Genomic DNA, 18,722 nt, shown 5'->3' on the forward strand with positions numbered 1-18,722 from the left:
GACACCCATTTTCACGCATGCTATAAGAGAGTAAATTCCAATTAGGTCATGAGGTGTCATTCCATTATGCGTAAAATCTCAAATGAACAGCAATATCAGGAACAAATTGCCCAGTCTGGTGTGACGATTGCCATATTCAAAACAACATGGTGCAAAGATTGCCATTATATTGATCCCTTCATGCCAGCGGTGGAGCAAGCCTACGAAGGTCGACTGACCTTCATTGAGTTGGATCGCGATGAATTTCCAGATCTGTGCGAGCAATTGAACATCTTGGGGATTCCGAGCTTTATTGCCTTCCGTGGCGGTCAGGAACTCGTTCGATTCGTCAGCAAGCTGCGCAAGACGCGCGAAGAAATTGAGCAATTCCTAGATCGGGCGCTCGAAGTAGCGAACGCATTAGCACCATAACCGAAAAAACAAGCACCGTCACAGGCCGCATGAAGGGCCATTGGCGGTGTTTTTGCGTTGATCCAGAACAGCATAAATTTCCACGATTTGCACACACTATACTGTTATTTCTAATCGTTTGAACCACGGAGCTTCGATGACGCGGCGAATGTTCATTGGAATGACATATCGGATTCGGAGCTTTGTAACAATTGCGAATGGAAATGACTTCTTATTACCGCTATAATTGAAAGCGGAACAACTGGTTTCGACAGGATTCTCAGAAGATATGACATAAAAGTAGGTGCAGTCTCGTGCAAAAATGGATTCAACGATTAGCCAATTTGTCTGCCATCGGCATGTTTCTCATTCTTGCTATGGGTGCTTTAGTTACGAAGGCGGATGCAGGGCGCGGATGCGGAGATGATTGGCCGTTATGTAACGGCAAATTCGTGCCAGCGTACACCATCTCATCCTTTATCGAGTATAGCCATCGTCTCGTTGTAGGCGTAGTTACGATGATTCTCGTAGCGACATTTTTATTAGTCTTCCGTTATGTTAAACGGAGCGATGCGAAATTTTTCATTTCAGCAACTGTGCTGATGACACTGATTCAAGCCGTTATGGGCGCATTGGCCGTCGTTTGGCCACAATCTTCACTTGTTTTGGCACTTCATTTCGGATTATCCTTACTCGCGTTTGCTTTTTCTTTATTACTTGCCTTGGTGTTCACACCTTGGGGACAATTCTCAAGAACGACCTCCATTCACCGTAACTTCAAAATCATTGTATGGTTCACCGCCATTTACAGCTATGTGGTTGTGTACTTAGGCGCATTCGTGCGACATACCGTTTCTTCCGGTGGTTGCTCGGGTTGGCCATTATGCAATGGCGAAGTCATTCCTGAATTAAGCGGTGCAACAGGCATTGTCTTCACCCATCGTATCGCGGCTTTGCTCTTGTTTGTTTGTATATTATTCCTGTATCTCCAAGCACGTCGTCACTATGAGAGCTCGGATAAGCTATGGTTTGGGAGCAAATGGGCGCTGATTCTCGTTTCTCTGCAAGTGCTCAGCGGTGCCGTTGTAACTTGGTCCATGGGGAACGAAGTGGCGTACTTATTTACGGGTATGATTCATGCCATTATTGTAGCTTGCATGTTTGGATTTCTATGTTATTTATGTGTATTAACCTTATATGATCGCAGAGCTTAGCATACCCACGCGGAGCGAGGCAACAGGGGCCTTCTGAGAGAAGGCCATTTGCTTTTACATAAGTGAGTAGAATGGCATTTATTTTATTGGTAAAGGTGGAAGTCCCGTTGGTACCAACGAATTTACGAGCATTTCTAGAAATTTTACGCCGCGAAAATGAATTGATTGAGGTATCCGCTCCCGTGGATCCGAACTTGGAGCTTGCCGAAATTCATCGTCGTGTGATCGACGAGCAAGGGCCTGCTTTACTGTTCACGAATGTAAAAGGAAGTGCTTTCCCGGTTGTGACGAACCTGTTCGGCACAACGAGACGCGTCGATCTGGCGTTCGGTCCGAAGCCAGAGCAATTCATGAAAGCGGTTATCAACGCAACCAGCACGTTGATGCCGCCGACGCCTAAAGCGTTATGGGGCGAGAGAGATCTCATATTCGACCTGCTAAAGGTCGGGACGAAGAAAATTCAACCGAATCAAGCGCCGATTCTCGGCGGCTTGAAGAAGGACAACCCGCTCGCAGGACTGCCTGTCCTGACGAGCTGGCAAGAAGACGGCGGCCCGTTCGTCACGCTGCCGCTCGTGTACACCGAGCATCCCGACGGCGGTCATCATAACCTGGGCATGTATCGCATGCAAGTGTATGATGACTTCACCACCGGGATGCACTGGCAAATCCACAAAGGCGGCGGCTTCCATTATCATGAAGCCGAGAAGCGCAACCAGGCGCTGCCCGTCACCGTGTTTCTGGGCGGCCCTCCTGCGCTCATCGCCTCGGCGATTGCGCCGGTGCCAGAGCACTTGCCCGAGCTGATGCTCGCTTCGCTCATCCTCGGGCAGAAGCTGCCCATGGTGGAGAATCCCCATGGGGGGCACCGCCTCGTAGCCGAGGCGGAGTTCGCGATATGCGGCTCGGTGCCGCCGCATCTGAGACGCCCCGAAGGGCCGTTCGGCGACCACTTCGGGTATTACTCGCTCACCCATGATTTTCCCGTTTTCAACGTGAATCATGTGTGGCACCGCAAAGACGCGATCTATCCGGCGACGATCGTCGGCAAACCGCGCCAAGAGGACTACTTCCTTGGCGAGTTCTTGCAAAGATTGCTGGAGCCTGCGTTCCCAATGGCCATGCCAGGGGTCAAAGACCTGTGGACGTATGCCGAGACCGGTTTCCACCCGCTCGCAGCCGCCGTCGTCCGCGAAAGCTACAGCCGTGAGGCGCTCGGCACGGCCTTCCGGATCCTGGGTGAGGGTCAGCTATCCCTCACGAAGTTCTTGATCGTCACGGACCAGCCGACGACGTTAGCGAACTTCTCGCAGTTGCTGGAGAAGGTGCTGGAGCGTTTCGATCCAGCGCGTGATCTCTTCATTTTCAACAAAACTTCGCACGATACATTAGATTATACAGGTGGCCAATTAAACCATGGCTCCAAAGCCGTACTGCTTGGTACAGGAGATCCAGTCCGCGAGCTGCCTAGAGCCTATACCGAAGGCGAGCTGCCTGAAATTACCGATATCGCCGTCTATTGCGGCGGCTGTCTGCTCGTATCTGGCGCATCCTATGAGCTGGAGCCAGAATTGCCGCAGCGCCTGCTTGCGAATGCTGCTCACCGCTTAACGCAATGGCCGCTAGTCATTTTAGTAGACGATGCCAGCGGTATTGCCTACGATCAAACGAAATTCTTGTGGACGGTGTTCACACGTTTCAATCCTGCTAGCGATATGTATGCACAATCCAGCGTGAATCGCCATCATATCGCCTACGAAGTTCCGATCGTGATCGATGCGCGTATGAAGCCAGGTTATCCGGACGAGCTATTCCCGCGGGAAGATATCGTGGAGCAGGTTGATCGCAGATGGAAAGAATATTTCGCCAAATAAAGCGGAGGTGATGTCATGCTGCGTGGGTTATTTAATGAACCTAAGCGAATTGATAGCGGGCTGCTGCTCGAAGCTGGGAACGCTGTAAGAACGTACATGAAAAACGTGGAATCCGAGCGGATTCACCTCGCTTCTTCTGACTATACGAAGTTCCATCGGCAAGCGATTTGGAGCAAAGGATTTATTGATGCGCTCGATGAGCTGGAGCAGAGCAAATTTTGCTGTGAGCGTTACGGCGAGCGCATTCGCAAAGCCTACCTGGAAGAGATGAACCCTGAAGAGACCGAGGTGTACCAAGGCTTCGTCTATTTTTACAAAAATGCGTTCATCCGATTGTTCTCCATTTTAGATAAGCTAGGCACATTTATGAATGATTTATTTGGTCTGAAGACCGAGACCGTGAAATCTCGCTTCTCGTATTTCACCGTTCTTCGGCATATGCATGAGCATCATATTCATGGGCCGTTAGAGCTTCAACTGTACACGCTCAAAATGGACTACAAAGAGCCGCTGGAACGCCTTCGTAATTTGCGAAATGTCGAAATTCACTATATCAATGCCGAGATGTTGGATGATCTCATGCACAAAGATCCAATGCTCGGTGAGCGCATTCATATTGAGAATGTGCAATCGAATTTATCGGATCTCCAGCAGGGATTTGATATGGTTTGCCGAACCTTAACAATAGCATTTACTTATATTACGGCATATGTGACAAAGGGGTAGGGACCATGCCATTACAAGGTCGAACAGTTCTTGTTACAGGCAGTGCGAAGGGTTTAGGCAAAATGACTGCACGGACCCTAGCTCAGAGAGGCTGCCAAGTCGCTGTGAATTACGTAACAAGTGAAAAGGAAGCTACTGAACTTGTGGGGCAATTGGAACAGCTTGGTGTTCGCAGCATCGCGGTTCAAGGGGATGTCGCCAAACGCGAGGACATCATTCGCATGGTTGAAACTACCGCTTCCAAGTTGGGGCCCATTGATATTTTGGTGAACAATGCGGGACCTTTCGTGCGTGAACGCCGATTCTTTGCTGACTATTCGATGGATGAGATTGATTATTTGGTCCGCGGTAACCTGCTTGGTGTTATGGAGCTGGATCATCTCGTGCTGCCCATGATGCGAGAGCGCCGTTGGGGACGTATCATTCATTTCGGCTTCGGCAAGGCGGCGGAGGCGAGAGGATGGACACATCGCGCGGCGTATGCGGCAGCGAAGGTCGGCTTAGTTTCGTTCACCAAAACCTTGGCAGAAGAAGAAGCTGCGCATGGGATTACCGTCAATATGATTTGCCCAGGGGATATTCGCGGGAAAAATAAGGAACGCACGATGGAAGATGCCCGCATGGAGGCGGATGGAGAAACGCCTGTCGGCCGGCCAGGCACAGGGGAGGATGTTGCGCGCGTGATCGACTTTCTCTGCTCGCCAGATTCCGATTTTATTACAGGCAACATTATGGATATTTCTGGCGCGTTGGATCCGATTCAGCCGCTGCCCGTTCTTAAGCAACGAAAGCCTACTTAATCGTACGACAAAAAGAGCTTACCTCGCGGTAAGCTCTTCTTAAAATAGCAGCATGTCAATGCTGTGCATGATAAGTGGAAGAATGCCGTATTAGAATACCTGTACGACTTCTGTAATACCCTCTACTTCTTCAACCAATGCGCGTTCGATACCCGCTTTCAACGTAATCGTTGAACTTGGGCAGCTGCCGCATGCACCCATAAGCTTCAGTTTCACGATACCGTCTTCCACGTCAACTAGATCGACGTCACCGCCATCGCGTTGTAGGAAAGGACGAAGCTTATCTAAAACCTCAAGAACTTCATCATAAATTGCTTCTTTGGTTTTTTCTGTCATTTGATTCATCTCCTTTCTAGAACTATTATAATATAATATGCATCAAATGAAAATGGTTTTCAACTTGATACGATGAGCTTGGGGTGGAAATTTATTATGAGACCAATTATTGAATTTTGTGCAAGTAACATGCATACCGGAACGGATAAAGTCATGAAGGAACTAGAACAAAATCCTGATTTCGATGTCATGGAATACGGCTGTCTCGGCAATTGCGGGCAATGTTATATGGAGCCCTACGCGTTAGTCAACGGAGAAATCATTGCTGCAGAAAGCGCGGAGAGCCTGTTAGTACGTATTCTAGAGAGAATTAAAGAAATAGAAGCCATGTACGATGTGCTAAGTGAATAACGCTTTAGCCAACGACGACTTAACCGAAATGACGCTTCGACTTCCAAAGTACGCCGCTTTTTAGCATGCGAGCAATTTTCCCCGTCATTAACGTACGTTTCCCCATGATGCCGAATCCTGCCTTTTTGCCAAGTGAACCTAGCGTTCCCCTTAACTTTATGGCGCCGAGCCGCGGTGTATCGCCTTTCCAAATCGCTTGAATCGCTTCGGCAATTTGCTTGCCTTGCGCTTGAGCGGCTTGGGCGCTTGGTGAGAATGGCAAGGATGCACAATCCCCAACGACGAACACATCTTCATATTCCGGAATTTGATGATAGTCATTAAGCAGGATACGTCCTTGACGATCCTTCGGTACGTTCAGTGCTTCAACAATCGGATTTGGCTGAATGCCCGCGGTCCAAATCGTTGCATCAGTGCGGATAATTTCTTCTTGGTTGTACAAATCGCCGCCGTCTAGACGCACTAACGTTACTTGTGTACGCAATTCAATATGATGCTCCATCATCCATTCACGTACATACTGTTGCAGATTGCTTGGAAAAGCAGACAGTAAACTAGGACCGCGATCGATTAAGCGGATATTCAAGTCGGCGCGGCTTTCTCGAAGCTCTGAGGCCATTTCAACACCGCTGAGACCTCCGCCAATGATCGAAATTTGCCCGTAAGGCGCGATATCGTTAATGCGTTGGTAAGTTGCACGGGTTTGGGCTAGCGTTTGAATGCTGGACGAATATTCTTTGGCGCCTGGGATGCCATGGTAGCTGTCCACACAACCAAGTCCGATGACCAACCAGTCATAAGAGAAAGGTTCTTTGTCATGGAAATGGATTTGTTTTGCGTCGAGATCCACACTTGCCACTTCACCGTAAACAAGCTTTAGACGTGAATCGTCAGGATAAGCCACGCGAATGTGCGTTTCTGCAATCGTGCCTGATGCAAGGGCGTAATATTCCGTTTTGAGGCCTTGAAACGGACTGCGATCAATCATGATGAGTTCCGTATCAGCAGGTAAATCCTTTTCGAGCAAATTTAAAGCTATGGTCAAACCGCCATAGCCGCCTCCGAGAATGACAAACTTTTTCATACCAACCAAAATCCCTTCTGAACAATGATCTATTCTCTAGTATCTCTAATATACTTTGATTTCATTATAAAAGGTGTCTCGCTCAACCGCGACGCGGCCTGCACCTTGGATTAGCCATACGAGTTCATCACGTGTTAAGCCTTCAGGCGATAGTGCGCCAGCGGCGTGTGAGATTTTCTCTTTCACAATCGTTCCATGCGCATCGGATGCTCCGAATGTAAATGAAAGTTGCGTCAGCTTGGTTCCAATGTTGATAAAATAAGCTTTGATATGTGGGAAGTTATCCAACATCAAACGGGAGATCGCAATTGTTTTGAGCTCGTCCCATGCAGGAACGCGGCGTTTAAGTCCCGCATTTTTGCTTGCTGGCTGCACGGAATTCGGGATGAACACCAAGAATCCGCCAGTTTCATCTTGAAGCTCGCGAAGCAGCATCATATGACGAATACGCTCTTCTTTCGTTTCGATGGAGCCGTAGAGCATTGTTGCATGTGTTTTCATTCCGAGCAAATGCGCTTGACGATGAACGTCCAGCCACTCTTCAGAGGACGCTTTCTCAACCTTCATTTTGGCACGGTAACGTTCCGTGAGAATCTCCGCGCCGCCGCCTGGAAGGGTAGACAGACCTGCATCCATTAACGTTTTGAGTACATCACGGTAGCTTAGCCCGCTAATGCGTGAGAAGAACTCGATTTCCGCAGCCGTATGCGCCTTAATGGTCACTTGTGGGTAAGCTTGCTTCAGTCGGCGAATACAATCGACATAATACTCGAATGGCAAATGAGGATTGTGGCCTTGACTGATGTGGAATTCCTGAATTTCAGGGTTAAAATTTTCAGCAATATAATCTAGCATTTGATCTGGCGTAAGTGTGTAAGCACCTTCTTGGCCCTCGTCACGGCGGAAGTGGCAGAAAGAGCAGTGCTCCTCACACACGTTCGTGAAATAAAGGCTCATATTTTGCACAAAATAAACTTTGTTCCCGTTTCAGTCGAGTGTTTACTTTATTTGCTAATTGACCTATGGTTAAAAGATCGTCTGATTCATATAAGAACAGTCCGTCTTCCATAGATAGACGTTCGCCATTCTCAACTTTGTCAGCAATTTCAGCCATCCGTTTAATCGGGTCTGTTATTGTTATACTCATGCTTCCTTACCTCCTATGAAAATAGTTTAAAAAGCCATACAAAAACGACGCAGCCAGCTGGGTGAACAGGTGCGTTAATGGATGTAAGTTGCTCGATTACCTGTCAACCAGTTCGGTGTACGAGTTCACATCTAGTTTGATAACGATACAAGCTATTCTAACCCTCTTATTATAAACCTCTAAGGTAGGAGGGGCAACCTCCGAACGTTGAAATTAAATTGACAATCTCTTTCGCGGTTGCCGTTAATTTTTCTATGAAATTGCCCAATGGTTATTCCCAATATTAAGAAATTCCTGTATACTATTTCAATGTGATTACGTAAGGGCTAAAGGTGATAATAATCGTGCTACCATTATTCTTGACCGAACCGCAGGAACGACTTCATATGAAAATTGAACAACTTCGAGGCGAAATGGTTAGCTTAGGAACCTCGTTTGGCTTCTTGCATCCTGATGTGCAGAAATGTAGTCAAGATCTCGATCAGCTTCTATTGCAATATTATGCACTTGGAAGTTCCAAACCGTGAGCAGCTGCCCTTGAGCATAAGAGGGATTAGGAGTATACTTGAAGCAAGCACGAAGTATACCAATGCCGTTTTCCTTTGTATAAAGGGGAACTTCTGGGAGGGATTTCAGTATGATTAACATAAGTGAATCAGCAAGTGATAAGATTAAAGAGCTATTGGCATCGGAAGAATCAACAAAGTTATTCTTGCGCCTTGGGGTCAAAGCTGGCGGATGCAGCGGCTTCTCGTATGGTATGGGCTTTGACGATGATCAAAAAGCTGACGATAAAGAGTTTATCATTCATGGACTGAAAGTTGTTGTGGATGAAGAGAGTGCCAAGTACTTGTACGGGGTTCAAATCGATTTCGAAGACAAAGGCATGGGCGGCGGCTTTACCATTAACAATCCGAACGCTGTAGCTTCCTGTGGATGCGGATCGTCTTTCAAGCCAGCGGATTACGAAGGAACTCCTGAACCTTGTGATGATAAGGTTGAGGCTTAAATAACCATAATAAAAACTTCTGAACGCAGTGTTATGAAACACTTCATTCAGAAGTTTTTTTCTGTCTACAAGGAGTGTGCATGCTAGTACACCATCCGGCTTGTGATTCGAACGTTCTCACCGTACTTGGCCTTCATCAGCTTCGTTTGCTCTTGCATATATGCGTAGATTTCTTTTAAGCGGTACTTGCGAGGTTTGATAGTTTCTTTAACTTCACCATTTAAAACAATATCATAGACGATCATTTGAACTCATCTCCTTTGGTTTTATCTTACTGATCTCATTGTAGCGGACATTTATTAAATGATGATTAAAATTTCTTTTCAATTTTGTGAAAAATCTTAACGATATGTGAAGTCTGGGTTAAAAATGATATGAATTCCGATCAATTTTTTTTATCACTCGGATGGACTGTTAGCTTGTGTATAAGTTTATACACATTATCCCCCACTAGAAACCTGCCTTCATGGTACATATTAACAATTTACCCACAGGATATGCACAACTTTCTGTGGATAACGGAACGCTTGTTCTATGAAAACCCCCGTGATACTATAATGTTAAATTATAGAATATGGGTGATTTCAGTGAGACAAATTAGCGATGAGACGTTGATCGACTCTTATTACAAAGCACTAGATTTGAGATTAGAATCCGATTTTCTTGAACTATTGCTCGCCGAAATACAGCGCAGAAAGTTGAAACTCACAGTGCTCGTGAAGGACGGAACACCACTTAATTAATCTCATTCGGCAGGAATGACAAGGGTATAGCTGGTATGGCATTCGGGGCAATCCACGACATGAAGGCACTGACGAACAGGATGGTTGTCTGGCTCGCCTGACATGGCTATGGTCGCTTCATCTTCCAGCCCATAAGGTGAATAAGGACCAAGCAAGTCACTCAGCTTACCAAGATCACTCATGCGAATTGAGCAAACAGGACAGTTGGTTTGCAATTCTTGTAAACCATTACAAACTGGACATATAGATGACAAAGGGGTATTCCTCCTAATCCGTAGATTAGGAATAGAATACCCCATTTCGTTTGCACTCATCACAATTTCAAGTTAGAGCTATGTCCAGGTGAAAGTTTCGCGTTAGGGTCCAGATACACCTTCGCATTATTAATAGCGGTTGGTGCTTCACCGAAGCCGACAGCGATCAGTTTCAATTTGCCTGGATAGGTCGTAATATCGCCGGCAGCGAAAATGCCAGGAATGTTCGTTTCCATGCGAGAGTCGACCACGATCGACCCGTTTTGGATCTCTAATCCCCATTCGGCAATCGGACCAAGTGAGGAAATAAAGCCAAAGCTGACGATGACGGCATCGACATCATGCAAATTTTCTTCGCCGGTTTGTATATGTCTAAGGGTTACTTGTGTAATTCGATCAGTACCGTGCAGTTTTGTGATTTCTGTAGGTGTCACAATGTGGACGTTGGAGTTCAGCAAATTGTCTACGCTGTGCTCGTGCGCACGAAATTTATCTCGGCGATGGATTAGGGTTACTTTGGCTGCAATAGGTGCAAGCATCAGCGCCCAATCCACGGCTGAGTCGCCGCCGCCGCTTATCAACACTTTTTGTCCAGCGAAAGCTTGAAGGTCATTTACGAAGTAGTGAAGGTTTTTCTTCTCGAACGGAGGGGCTTCTGGTAATTCTAGACGACGAGGCTCGAAAGCGCCAACGCCTCCTGTCAGAATAACAGCGCGGCTATAATGAACACCTTTATCTGTCGTGATTTCAAAGAGACGCTCTTCTTTTTTGAGAACTTGCGTGACCTTCTCCTCCAAACAAATGTGGACAGGGAAGTGTTTCATTTGCTGGGCAAGATTGTTGACAAGCTGTTCGGCCGTAACCTTAGGAAAGCCTGCTACATCATAAATGTATTTCTCTGGATACAGAGCTGTTAATTGTCCGCCAAGCTGCGGCATGCTCTCAATGAGCTTCACAGAAGCCTGTCGCATTCCTGCGTAGAAGGACGCGAACATCCCCGCGGGGCCGCCGCCAATAATAATAAGGTCAACCAAATTCGTTTCTCTCTCAATCATAGGATAACCTCCGATTTCGATCCGAATTATAGGTTCGATATGAGAAGTAAATGCTTACATTGGCTGATAGGGCGAGAATGGCTGAAAACACGGTTAATCATTGTTGAAAACGTTGATAAATACTGATATTCAAGCAAAATAGCACTTGATATTTACTTATGAAAATTATATCATATCATGAGAATCGGTTTGCATGTTGTGACGAATTTCAGCCTGTTTCATCATAATTCACTGCGATAGCGAGCAAACTAGTAGCAGTATACTACTTTTGAAGCCGTTTGTGTAATTTTTCACAAGATAGAGAAACCATAGGAAAAAATACGGATATGGAAGTGAGAGAAACATGAGTAGAATTCCAAGAATCGTGATTTTAGGTGCCGGTTACGGTGGAATCCTGGCTGCAATCCGATTGCAGAAGGAACTGAACTACAATGAAGCTGATGTAACTCTAGTCAACAAGCATGACTACCATTACATCACGACACACCTGCATATGCCTGCAGCAGGGACAGATAACCCTGAAAATGCACGCGTGAACATCTTGAAATTGATCGATGAATTTAAAGTGGACTTCGTGAAATCGACAGTTACCCAAATTCGTCCGCATGAGAAGAAAGTTATTTTGGAGGACGGTACGCTTTCCTATGACTACTTGGTTATCGGACTTGGTGGCGAAGCTGAAACGTTCGGAATTCCAGGCTTGAAAGAGAATGCGTTGAACATTCGTTCGATCAATAGCGTGCGCTTCATCCGCGAGCATATCGAGTATCAGTTCGCGAAGTTCAAGCGTGAACCAGATCGCAAGGATTATTTGACGTTCGTCATCGGCGGCGCAGGTTTCACAGGAATCGAGTTCATTGGTGAACTTGCTGATCGTATTCCATTGCTTTGCAAAGAGTTCGACGTAGATCCTTCCCTCGTGAAGATTTATAATATTGAAGCTGCGCCAACAGCACTGCCAGGGTTCGATCCTGAGCTCGTTGAGTATGCGATGAAAGTTCTTACAGACAAAGGCGTTACGTTCAAAATTGGCACAGCGATTAAAGAGTGTACACCTGAAGGTGTTCTTATCGCGGGTGACGAGTTTATTAAAGCGGCAACGGTTGTTTGGACTGGCGGTATCCGCGGTAACCACATGCTGGATGAAGCTGGCTTCGAAACGATGCGCGGCAGAATCAAAGTTGATGAGCATCTACATGCGCCTGGCTTTGACAACATCTACGTGGTCGGTGACTGCTCCATCGTCATGAACGATGAAGGCCGTCCATACCCACCGACAGCTCAAATTGCTATGCAGCAAGGTGAAGCTGTAGCGCATAACTTGATTGCTTCCATTCGTGGTTCACAAATGAAAACATTCAAATATTCCAACAAAGGTACAGTTGCTTCTCTTGGAAAAGGTCAAGCGATTGGTATCGTTGGTTCCCGTAAATTGAAAGGGAATGTCGCTGCGATGATGAAAAAAGTCGTTGATATGAGATACCTCTACATTATCGGTGGAATTCCGCTTGTTATTCGTAAAGGTCGTTTCTAGTTAACACTTGTTTACGGGAGGATTGCCATGCGACACTGCAGTGTCCAAGTAAGGGGACTTCTTACCCGGGACGAACTTGATCGGTATAATGGCTTGATTGAAGTAGGCCACTTCTTGGAAACAGAGAAGCGATACGATCATGTAGCGGTCGTGCAGAAGGAGATTGATATTCTCATTCTTCCTGCCATTGAGCGTTTGAAGGAAAAGAGCCGTCAACGTGATCGTGATACCGAAGAATATCTGGCACGTAAGGCGCAGATGGAAGCAGAATTGCAAGCGGCCCTTAACGATGATGACGATGAATAAATAAATCTAAGAAGCATTGCCCGTCTAGCGGGTGGTGCTTCTTTTACATATAACCAACATATTCACGTTGTAAACCGAACAGAATCAAAAAAGCAAGGGACAGCTTGTCCCTTGCTTTGACAACAATTATATTTGAATGAAAGCTGCGAATTTCTCTGGCGGCAATACGTTACCCACGTAGAAGTCACCGAACTCGCCGAATCGCGCGCTGACTTCATCAAAGCGCATTTCGTACACAAGCTTTTTGAAATGAAGAGGATCGTCGGAGAATAGTGTTACGCCCCATTCCCAGTCGTCCAAACCAACGGAACCTGTAATGATTTGCTTCACTTTACCAGCATAAGTACGACCGATCATGCCGTGGCTGCGCATCATTGTTTTACGATCTTCCGCAGGGAGCATGTACCAGTTGTCATTGCCTTCACGACGTTTATTCATCGGATAGAAGCAAATATGTTTGGATTTTGGAAGAATCGGCTTCAAGCGAGCTTGAAGTTCAGGGTCTTGGGCAGGATCTACACCTGGTTTAGCCAGGTAACTGCTCAATTCCACGATGGAGACGTAGGAGTAGACAGGTATAGTAAAAGCTGCAAAGCTAGATTTGTTAAAAGCATTCTCAAGCTCATTTAGTTCTTCTAATGTTTCACGCATGTGCATGAATACGAAATCTGCTTTCTGTCCGACAATGCTATATACGGCAGTGCTGCCGAGCTTATCGTTTTCAACTTGCTGCCACTGGGTCAAGAACGTGTTAAGCTCTGTAGCTGCATGCTTACGTTCTTGGGGCGTTGCTGCATGCCATGCATTCCAATCCATAAGACGGAAGTCATGGAGCGCATACCAGCCTTCCAGCGTTTGTACCGCTTCACTCATTGTTGTTCCTCCATTCAAAGGGCTAATAGTCCCCTACATTGTATCCAATTCATGGAGAAAGGGCAAATGCAAGGAGGGGGTGAAGCATTGGATACAAGCCAAATTGTTCAATTTGTGTACACTTTACCTGTACCTTCCCCTCGTTTACAATATAAGAGTTAACCAAGCTGATTCATGTAAGACTTTCTACATACCTGAAGGAGGATTTCTCGTGCTGCAAATGATCATTGCCACTGTCTTGATGATGGTGTTATTTTTTGGAATTGGTTTTATTCTGAATATGTTGATGAAGACGACATGGTTTCCACTGTATGCGTTCATCGTTTTAGTTATCGGGATTGTCATCTATGGTTACACCGGCTCATCGTCGTTCCTATCTAGTGACGAAAGCTTCACGATCGTCGATGTCGTTCCAGCTATCGGTGGATTAATTGGCGCCATCCTAAGCGGATCTGCTATCAAAGCGCTTCGTATTCGTGGATTCAAAATGTTTTAAACTGATAAAGGAGGCACAATCGGGTCACGCTATTAGGGAGTTAATCTGATCTCCTAGTTAGTGAGGTGACACCGACTGTGCCTTTTGCAAATGTGAATGGAACCACGCTGCATTATGAAGTAACGGGGCCTGCGTCAGGAAAGCCGATCGTCTTTATTCATCCGCCGTTGCTTACGTTAGAAACGTTTGCATATCAAAAAGAACAACTAAGTAAGTATTTCCGCGTGATAACTTTTGATATTCGAGGACATGGAGGAAGTGCCTGCACGGATCAAGAGCTGACGTATTCGTTGATCGCGGCCGATATTACGCATCTTTTAGATCATCTAAACATCGAATCTGCTTATGTGTGTGGATATTCAACGGGCGGCACTGTCGCCTTAGAAGCGATGATAAGGTTTCCTTCTCGCTTTCGCGGAGGCATCATCGTAAGTGGGATGTCGGAATTGACGGATCTATACAATCTAAGCCGAGTCTGGCTGGCGATTCGTTTGGCAAGGCCATCGCGTTTTATGAAACTTTTGATAGAAGCGCTGACGTATGGCAATGCGGACAAATCGACAACCTATCAGAAGTTGAAAGAGCGTGCAACACATGATTCTGAGCAAAATGTAAAGTCGTACTTTGAACAATCGATGCACTATTCATGTACGAATCGACTTTCAACCATACAACAACCCGTTTTATTGATTTATGGTTTGGAGGATCGTGCTTTTCACCCCTATGCCCAGCAAATTCATTCGCAATTACCGCATAGTTCGCTTTACTTTATTAAGGACGCCAAACACCAAATCCCTTTCAAAAGCGCGCCGCGCATGAATGATCTTATTCAGCTATGGCTGGACAGCTTAGACGAACCGAATGCGGCTAGGGAGAAGTTAGATTTGGCGATTGCTCGGAGATTGAATCCTTCGAAATATGGTCCTATGAATACCGAGATTCCATTGCTCTAAACCAGGCGCGATGGAATCTTTTTCTTGTTCCGAAAGGTAAAATTATCTTTCTCTTGTAGATACCAAGATTGTCGATTTTTGTGGTAGACTAATAGAGAGTGACTGAGAACTTAGCCTTTCAGAAACGGTTAAACCTCTCAGTTGAGCTGAGGCAGGATGGTGCTGGTACGGAATGAGAATGACGAATATGCTGCATTTCACCGAGAATCACCGGTTTTGTGTGAACCGTGAGTTTTCTTTGAGCAGTTTGGATTATAAAATGCTAGCGATGATGTATCAACCGATGATAGGCGGTTTGGCGATTAGTCTCTATCAAGCACTCTATCAACAGATGAGCGCTGAGAAGGTTGGCTTCTCCCCGATGGAGCAGCAACGCAAGCTGTTTCTACTGCTTGATCTTGAGCAGGGCGAGCGAGGACGGAAGTACTTGATCGAGCAATCTTCGAAGCTGGAAGCGATTGGATTGCTGCAAACGACACGAAAGTTTATTCCTGAAGAAGATGACTATGTGTTCGTTTATACACTTTTCGCGCCGCTTGGGCCGAATGAATTTTTCCGCAATCAGCATTTAACGCTGCTGCTTCGCGATAAGGTCGGCAAGTTCATGCTGCTGTCGCTGCGGGAGGATTTGCTTTCTCCAGAGCCAGAGGAGTGCCGTGATGCGTCGGAGGAGAATCTCTCTGTTCCTTTCTATGAATTGTTCCGTCTGAACACGCAGGTCGTCGATTACGAGTTGGAACAAGCGCTGTATGAGGCTTCTGCTAGCAAGCAGGGAGATGCGCGATTGGATGTGACGACAAAAGGTTTCCAATACGCCGATATTATTATGAGGTTTCCCCGCGGCGCGAGCAATCGTGTATTCGTCGAGGCGCTGAAACATAAGCCTGAGGGTATGGCAGCTATTAATATTGTGGCGAAAAAGTACAATCTATCCCTGCAAGAGACATGTCGTTTGCTGGATGAGGACGGTGTATTCACCGAAGAAGGTGAGCTCGTCATGGATATCATGCAGTATAACGCGAACCTGTTCTATCGCCAGAGTAAGAAGCGGGATGAAGAGCGGGAACGTACGACTTCTCGCATGGAAGAAGACACGAACAGCAATGAGGAAAAATCGGTGGAAATGGCGTTTTACTTGGAAGTTCCACAGCAGCTGCGCGGGGAGTGCACAGACCATCAGTATAATTATATCATGCGGAATGAGCCTTATACGGCTGTTCTGAAAATGTTTTTTACACAGGGCTCGATTCCTGATGGTGTACTTAATATCTTTGAGAAAATCGATTTGAATTACAAATTAAAGGAAGAAGTTATTAATGTGCTCATTCACTTCCTACACATAGACCGTCGTTCCTGGGCCAAATCCTCCATCGAAGCGGTCGCTTCGGATATGCTCGGCAAGCAAATTACCACCTATGAGCAAGCTGTTGATTATGTGCGTGAGAAAATCAATTACAAACAGAAAGCTGCATCGAAGGTGGAAGCAGCCAAAGCTGGCGGCGGTTCAGTAACACGCGGCAGACAGGGTAAAACGCAAAAGCCGCATATTCCGATCGTGCTGCCAGATACGGGAACGACGGCGTCAACCAGGTTGACAGCCGAAGAACTAGAAGCGGCGAGACGAATGGCGCAGAAGCTGGATGACCGGTTTAATCGTAAAAACGAGTAAGGAGGCAGCGAACGGATGGAATCCTTATCGCAAATACTTAAATCTTTGCCGGATTCGGAATGGAGACGCAACGCGGAATTGAAAATCCAAGGCGTTCTCGCGGATCCTTTAATTCATAAGTTTCGACAGAAGTATCCGTTTGTTGATGACTATGCGGTGAAAATCAATATGAACAAGTTGTACCAACATGTTACAGAGTACAAGACTTGCTCAAATTGTCCAGGCCTCGACCGTTGTCCGAACGATATGACGGGGCATTATACGATGCTTTCGGCTGAACAAGTCGAAAGCCAAGCTGCTTTTATCCATGAAGAGAAAGTAGCTTGTAAGAAATTCATTGCCAAGGGACAGCAGGATGCGATTAGCAGCCGAATTCGCACGTTCCATGTAGATCCGCGGATGATTTCGCGCAGCTTCTCGTTCGGTGATATTCTGGAGACCGATCTGGATCGAGCGAAAGCCGTGATGCAAATTAATGATTACGTCAACCTGACGATTGAGCAAGGGCTACAGACAAGAGGTTTGTATTTATCCGGATCTTTCGGGACGGGGAAGACGTTCTTGATGGGCTATATGCTGCATCAACTGGCCAAGGAGGGCATGACTGGCGCCATCGTATATATGCCAGATTTTGCTGAGGATTTGAAGGGCATGTTTCAAGAGCCTTATAAGCTGAAGGAAACCATCGATCTTCTGAAAGAAACAGATCTCCTTGTGTTTGATGATATTGGAGCGGAGAATTTGAATCCGTGGCTGCGAGATCATGTGATCGGTGCGATTGTGAACCATCGAATGAATCGGAAGCCAACCTTCTTCACCTCGAATTATGCCTTGTCGGACTTGGAGAAGCACTTCAGCTTTACGAACAAGGACGGGGACGAGGAGTATAAAGGACAGCGTATCATGGATCGCATTCGGCCCTTTGTGGACGTTGTCGTTGTGACAGGAACGAACAAACGAGGAAGATGAAAAAAGCTGTACAGTCAGGTTCAGTTGAACCTTGCTGTACAGCTTTCTTGTGTATCTGGCTTATTTCATGACTTGGATAACAGTTGCGACAACAGCAATGACGAACAATACGCCAAAGAAAACGCCAAAGCCAATGCCTACATCCATGAAATCATTGCGCGGCTCTTCATATACGTGATGCTCCGGGTGTTGATTGCTCATGTGGTGACCCCCTAACGTCCGACATTTCGTATTTGTAAGCCTAGTATACCCAACTTCGTCGAAAGTTGTAAAGGAAATCAAAAGTGACAATTGTGCAAACAATCTCGAAAGTATGCGGAAAGGGCAAAAAAGCGCTTGACTCTAACATTAGTGTTATGGTTTACAATAAAGACAGCTTCCAAACAAGCTGTAAAGAAAGAAGTGAGGTCCATGCGGATAAGCGAGCTATCCAAGCTGACTGGAGCCAGTATTCGGTCCTTGCGCTACTATGAGGCTAAAGGATTGATCGCCACACAGCGTGAAGAGAATGGCTATCGGGTGTATAACCAAATGGTTGTCGAGCGTGTGAAGACGATTCAGTTTTATCTGAGCCTCGGGTTCACGACCGAACAGATTGAAAGCTTCCTGAATTGTGTGATGAAGAATCAGGAATCGCAATGCGATGATTTGCTTCCGCTCTACACTGAGAAGCTGCAAGAAATCGAGAAGCAGATGGCGATGCTTCAGTTGTTGCAGGCGAATTTGAAGGATCGGATTGCTTTCATTGAGGAGCAGCGACGCCAAGGACTGCCTATCGGTTTACCGTCAACATAGGTAAGGGATACCCGCTTTGCTAACTTATGGATTGGTTGAAAAGGCATCTGAGTGTGGTATATTATAAAATATTGATATATCATGTTTCACCCGATTTGTGGCAATATTTCTTGGTAAACGCATCTCGTCCTATGAGGACTGTGG

General features: G+C 46.2%; 23 protein-coding genes and 1 pseudogene. 16 read left to right on the forward strand and 8 right to left on the reverse strand.

Annotation, left to right across the window (positions count from 1 at the left end):
• Nucleotides 1–66: 66 nt before the first annotated feature.
• The 5 genes from MJB10_RS05890 (at nt 67) to MJB10_RS05910 (ending at nt 5,004) form a co-directional block, all read left to right on the forward strand.
• Nucleotides 67–411 carry a thioredoxin family protein gene (locus MJB10_RS05890; protein ID WP_314802541.1) on the forward strand — a complete coding sequence of 115 codons (345 nt, stop codon included), beginning with the start codon at nt 67–69 and terminating at the stop codon, nt 409–411.
• 293 nt (nt 412–704) lie between these two features.
• The gene (locus MJB10_RS05895; protein WP_314802543.1) at nt 705–1,604 is read left to right on the forward strand and encodes a COX15/CtaA family protein; all 900 of its coding nucleotides are present in this window, start codon (nt 705–707) and stop codon (nt 1,602–1,604) included.
• Nucleotides 1,605–1,711: 107 nt separating this feature from the next.
• Complete coding sequence (locus tag MJB10_RS05900) at nt 1,712–3,478, forward strand: UbiD family decarboxylase (protein ID WP_314805496.1); 1,767 nt, start codon at nt 1,712–1,714, stop codon at nt 3,476–3,478.
• A gap of 15 nt (nt 3,479–3,493) precedes the next feature.
• Nucleotides 3,494–4,204 (forward strand): Cthe_2314 family HEPN domain-containing protein, encoded by a 711-nt coding sequence (locus MJB10_RS05905; RefSeq protein ID WP_314802545.1) that lies wholly within the window; start codon nt 3,494–3,496, stop codon nt 4,202–4,204.
• Nucleotides 4,205–4,209: 5 nt separating this feature from the next.
• Nucleotides 4,210–5,004 carry an SDR family oxidoreductase gene (locus tag MJB10_RS05910; RefSeq protein ID WP_314802546.1) on the forward strand — a complete coding sequence of 265 codons (795 nt, stop codon included), beginning with the start codon at nt 4,210–4,212 and terminating at the stop codon, nt 5,002–5,004.
• 90 nt (nt 5,005–5,094) lie between these two features.
• On the opposite strand, the gene MJB10_RS05915 is transcribed toward MJB10_RS05910, so the two are convergent.
• Nucleotides 5,095–5,340, reverse strand: a complete 246-nt coding sequence (locus tag MJB10_RS05915) for a NifU family protein (RefSeq protein ID WP_028558591.1) — start codon at nt 5,338–5,340, stop codon at nt 5,095–5,097.
• 96 nt (nt 5,341–5,436) lie between these two features.
• Here MJB10_RS05915 and MJB10_RS05920 point away from each other — a divergent pair, with 96 nt between their 5' ends.
• Nucleotides 5,437–5,691, forward strand: a complete 255-nt coding sequence (locus MJB10_RS05920; protein ID WP_314802552.1) for a YuzB family protein — start codon at nt 5,437–5,439, stop codon at nt 5,689–5,691.
• Between the two features lie 19 nt (nt 5,692–5,710).
• Here MJB10_RS05920 and MJB10_RS05925 read toward each other — a convergent pair whose 3' ends face one another.
• Together MJB10_RS05925 and mqnE are read right to left on the reverse strand one after the other, a co-directional pair.
• Nucleotides 5,711–6,775, reverse strand: a complete 1,065-nt coding sequence (locus tag MJB10_RS05925) for an NAD(P)/FAD-dependent oxidoreductase (protein ID WP_314802554.1) — start codon at nt 6,773–6,775, stop codon at nt 5,711–5,713.
• 45 nt (nt 6,776–6,820) lie between these two features.
• Nucleotides 6,821–7,922: pseudogene (gene mqnE / locus MJB10_RS05930) on the reverse strand (aminofutalosine synthase MqnE).
• Between the two features lie 344 nt (nt 7,923–8,266).
• On the opposite strand from mqnE, the gene MJB10_RS05935 reads away from it, so the two are divergent.
• Together MJB10_RS05935 and MJB10_RS05940 are read left to right on the forward strand one after the other, a co-directional pair.
• On the forward strand, nt 8,267–8,449 hold the full coding sequence (locus MJB10_RS05935; protein ID WP_314802556.1) for an aspartyl-phosphate phosphatase Spo0E family protein: 183 nt from the start codon (nt 8,267–8,269) through the stop codon (nt 8,447–8,449).
• A 110-nt stretch (nt 8,450–8,559) separates the two neighbouring features.
• Entirely contained in the window at nt 8,560–8,931 is a 372-nt protein-coding gene (locus MJB10_RS05940; protein ID WP_314802559.1) for a HesB/IscA family protein, read from the forward strand.
• A gap of 83 nt (nt 8,932–9,014) precedes the next feature.
• Here MJB10_RS05940 and MJB10_RS05945 read toward each other — a convergent pair whose 3' ends face one another.
• Nucleotides 9,015–9,176 (reverse strand): mechanosensitive ion channel protein MscL, encoded by a 162-nt coding sequence (locus MJB10_RS05945; protein WP_314802560.1) that lies wholly within the window; start codon nt 9,174–9,176, stop codon nt 9,015–9,017.
• 312 nt (nt 9,177–9,488) lie between these two features.
• Here MJB10_RS05945 and sda point away from each other — a divergent pair, with 312 nt between their 5' ends.
• Nucleotides 9,489–9,674 carry a sporulation histidine kinase inhibitor Sda gene (sda, locus tag MJB10_RS05950; RefSeq protein WP_397386577.1) on the forward strand — a complete coding sequence of 62 codons (186 nt, stop codon included), beginning with the start codon at nt 9,489–9,491 and terminating at the stop codon, nt 9,672–9,674.
• 2 nt (nt 9,675–9,676) lie between these two features.
• Here sda and MJB10_RS05955 read toward each other — a convergent pair whose 3' ends face one another.
• Complete coding sequence (locus tag MJB10_RS05955; RefSeq protein ID WP_314802561.1) at nt 9,677–9,928, reverse strand: hypothetical protein; 252 nt, start codon at nt 9,926–9,928, stop codon at nt 9,677–9,679.
• 59 nt (nt 9,929–9,987) lie between these two features.
• Nucleotides 9,988–10,983, reverse strand: coding sequence for an NAD(P)/FAD-dependent oxidoreductase (locus MJB10_RS05960; RefSeq protein WP_314802563.1), 996 nt, complete (start codon nt 10,981–10,983; stop codon nt 9,988–9,990).
• Nucleotides 10,984–11,326: 343 nt separating this feature from the next.
• On the opposite strand from MJB10_RS05960, the gene MJB10_RS05965 reads away from it, so the two are divergent.
• Nucleotides 11,327–12,517: an NAD(P)/FAD-dependent oxidoreductase gene (locus MJB10_RS05965; RefSeq protein ID WP_314802565.1), complete on the forward strand. Its 1,191-nt coding sequence runs from the start codon at nt 11,327–11,329 to the stop codon at nt 12,515–12,517.
• Between the two features lie 27 nt (nt 12,518–12,544).
• Nucleotides 12,545–12,823: a hypothetical protein gene (locus tag MJB10_RS05970; protein WP_314802568.1), complete on the forward strand. Its 279-nt coding sequence runs from the start codon at nt 12,545–12,547 to the stop codon at nt 12,821–12,823.
• A gap of 126 nt (nt 12,824–12,949) precedes the next feature.
• On the opposite strand, the gene hemQ is transcribed toward MJB10_RS05970, so the two are convergent.
• Complete coding sequence (gene hemQ, locus MJB10_RS05975) at nt 12,950–13,696, reverse strand: hydrogen peroxide-dependent heme synthase (protein WP_314802569.1); 747 nt, start codon at nt 13,694–13,696, stop codon at nt 12,950–12,952.
• A gap of 211 nt (nt 13,697–13,907) precedes the next feature.
• On the opposite strand from hemQ, the gene MJB10_RS05980 reads away from it, so the two are divergent.
• The 4 genes from MJB10_RS05980 to dnaI all read left to right on the forward strand — a co-directional run bounded on the left by MJB10_RS05980 (nt 13,908) and on the right by dnaI (nt 17,783).
• On the forward strand, nt 13,908–14,192 hold the full coding sequence (locus tag MJB10_RS05980; protein WP_314802571.1) for a YuiB family protein: 285 nt from the start codon (nt 13,908–13,910) through the stop codon (nt 14,190–14,192).
• A gap of 77 nt (nt 14,193–14,269) precedes the next feature.
• The gene (locus MJB10_RS05985; RefSeq protein WP_314802572.1) at nt 14,270–15,145 is read left to right on the forward strand and encodes an alpha/beta fold hydrolase; all 876 of its coding nucleotides are present in this window, start codon (nt 14,270–14,272) and stop codon (nt 15,143–15,145) included.
• 172 nt (nt 15,146–15,317) lie between these two features.
• Entirely contained in the window at nt 15,318–16,814 is a 1,497-nt protein-coding gene (locus tag MJB10_RS05990; RefSeq protein ID WP_314802574.1) for a replication initiation and membrane attachment family protein, read from the forward strand.
• 15 nt (nt 16,815–16,829) lie between these two features.
• Entirely contained in the window at nt 16,830–17,783 is a 954-nt protein-coding gene (gene dnaI, locus MJB10_RS05995; RefSeq protein WP_314802576.1) for a primosomal protein DnaI, read from the forward strand.
• 60 nt (nt 17,784–17,843) lie between these two features.
• Here the strand turns inward: dnaI and MJB10_RS06000 are convergent, their stop codons facing one another.
• Entirely contained in the window at nt 17,844–17,984 is a 141-nt protein-coding gene (locus tag MJB10_RS06000; protein WP_314802578.1) for a YqzM family protein, read from the reverse strand.
• Between the two features lie 210 nt (nt 17,985–18,194).
• Between MJB10_RS06000 and MJB10_RS06005 the strand changes: the two genes are divergently transcribed.
• Nucleotides 18,195–18,578 carry a MerR family transcriptional regulator gene (locus MJB10_RS06005; RefSeq protein WP_314802579.1) on the forward strand — a complete coding sequence of 128 codons (384 nt, stop codon included), beginning with the start codon at nt 18,195–18,197 and terminating at the stop codon, nt 18,576–18,578.
• The last annotated feature ends 144 nt before the right edge of the window (nt 18,579–18,722 follow it).

The organism is Paenibacillus sp. MBLB1832 (genome assembly GCF_032271945.1).
Lineage (GTDB): Bacteria > Bacillota > Bacilli > Paenibacillales > NBRC-103111 > Paenibacillus_E > Paenibacillus_E roseopurpureus.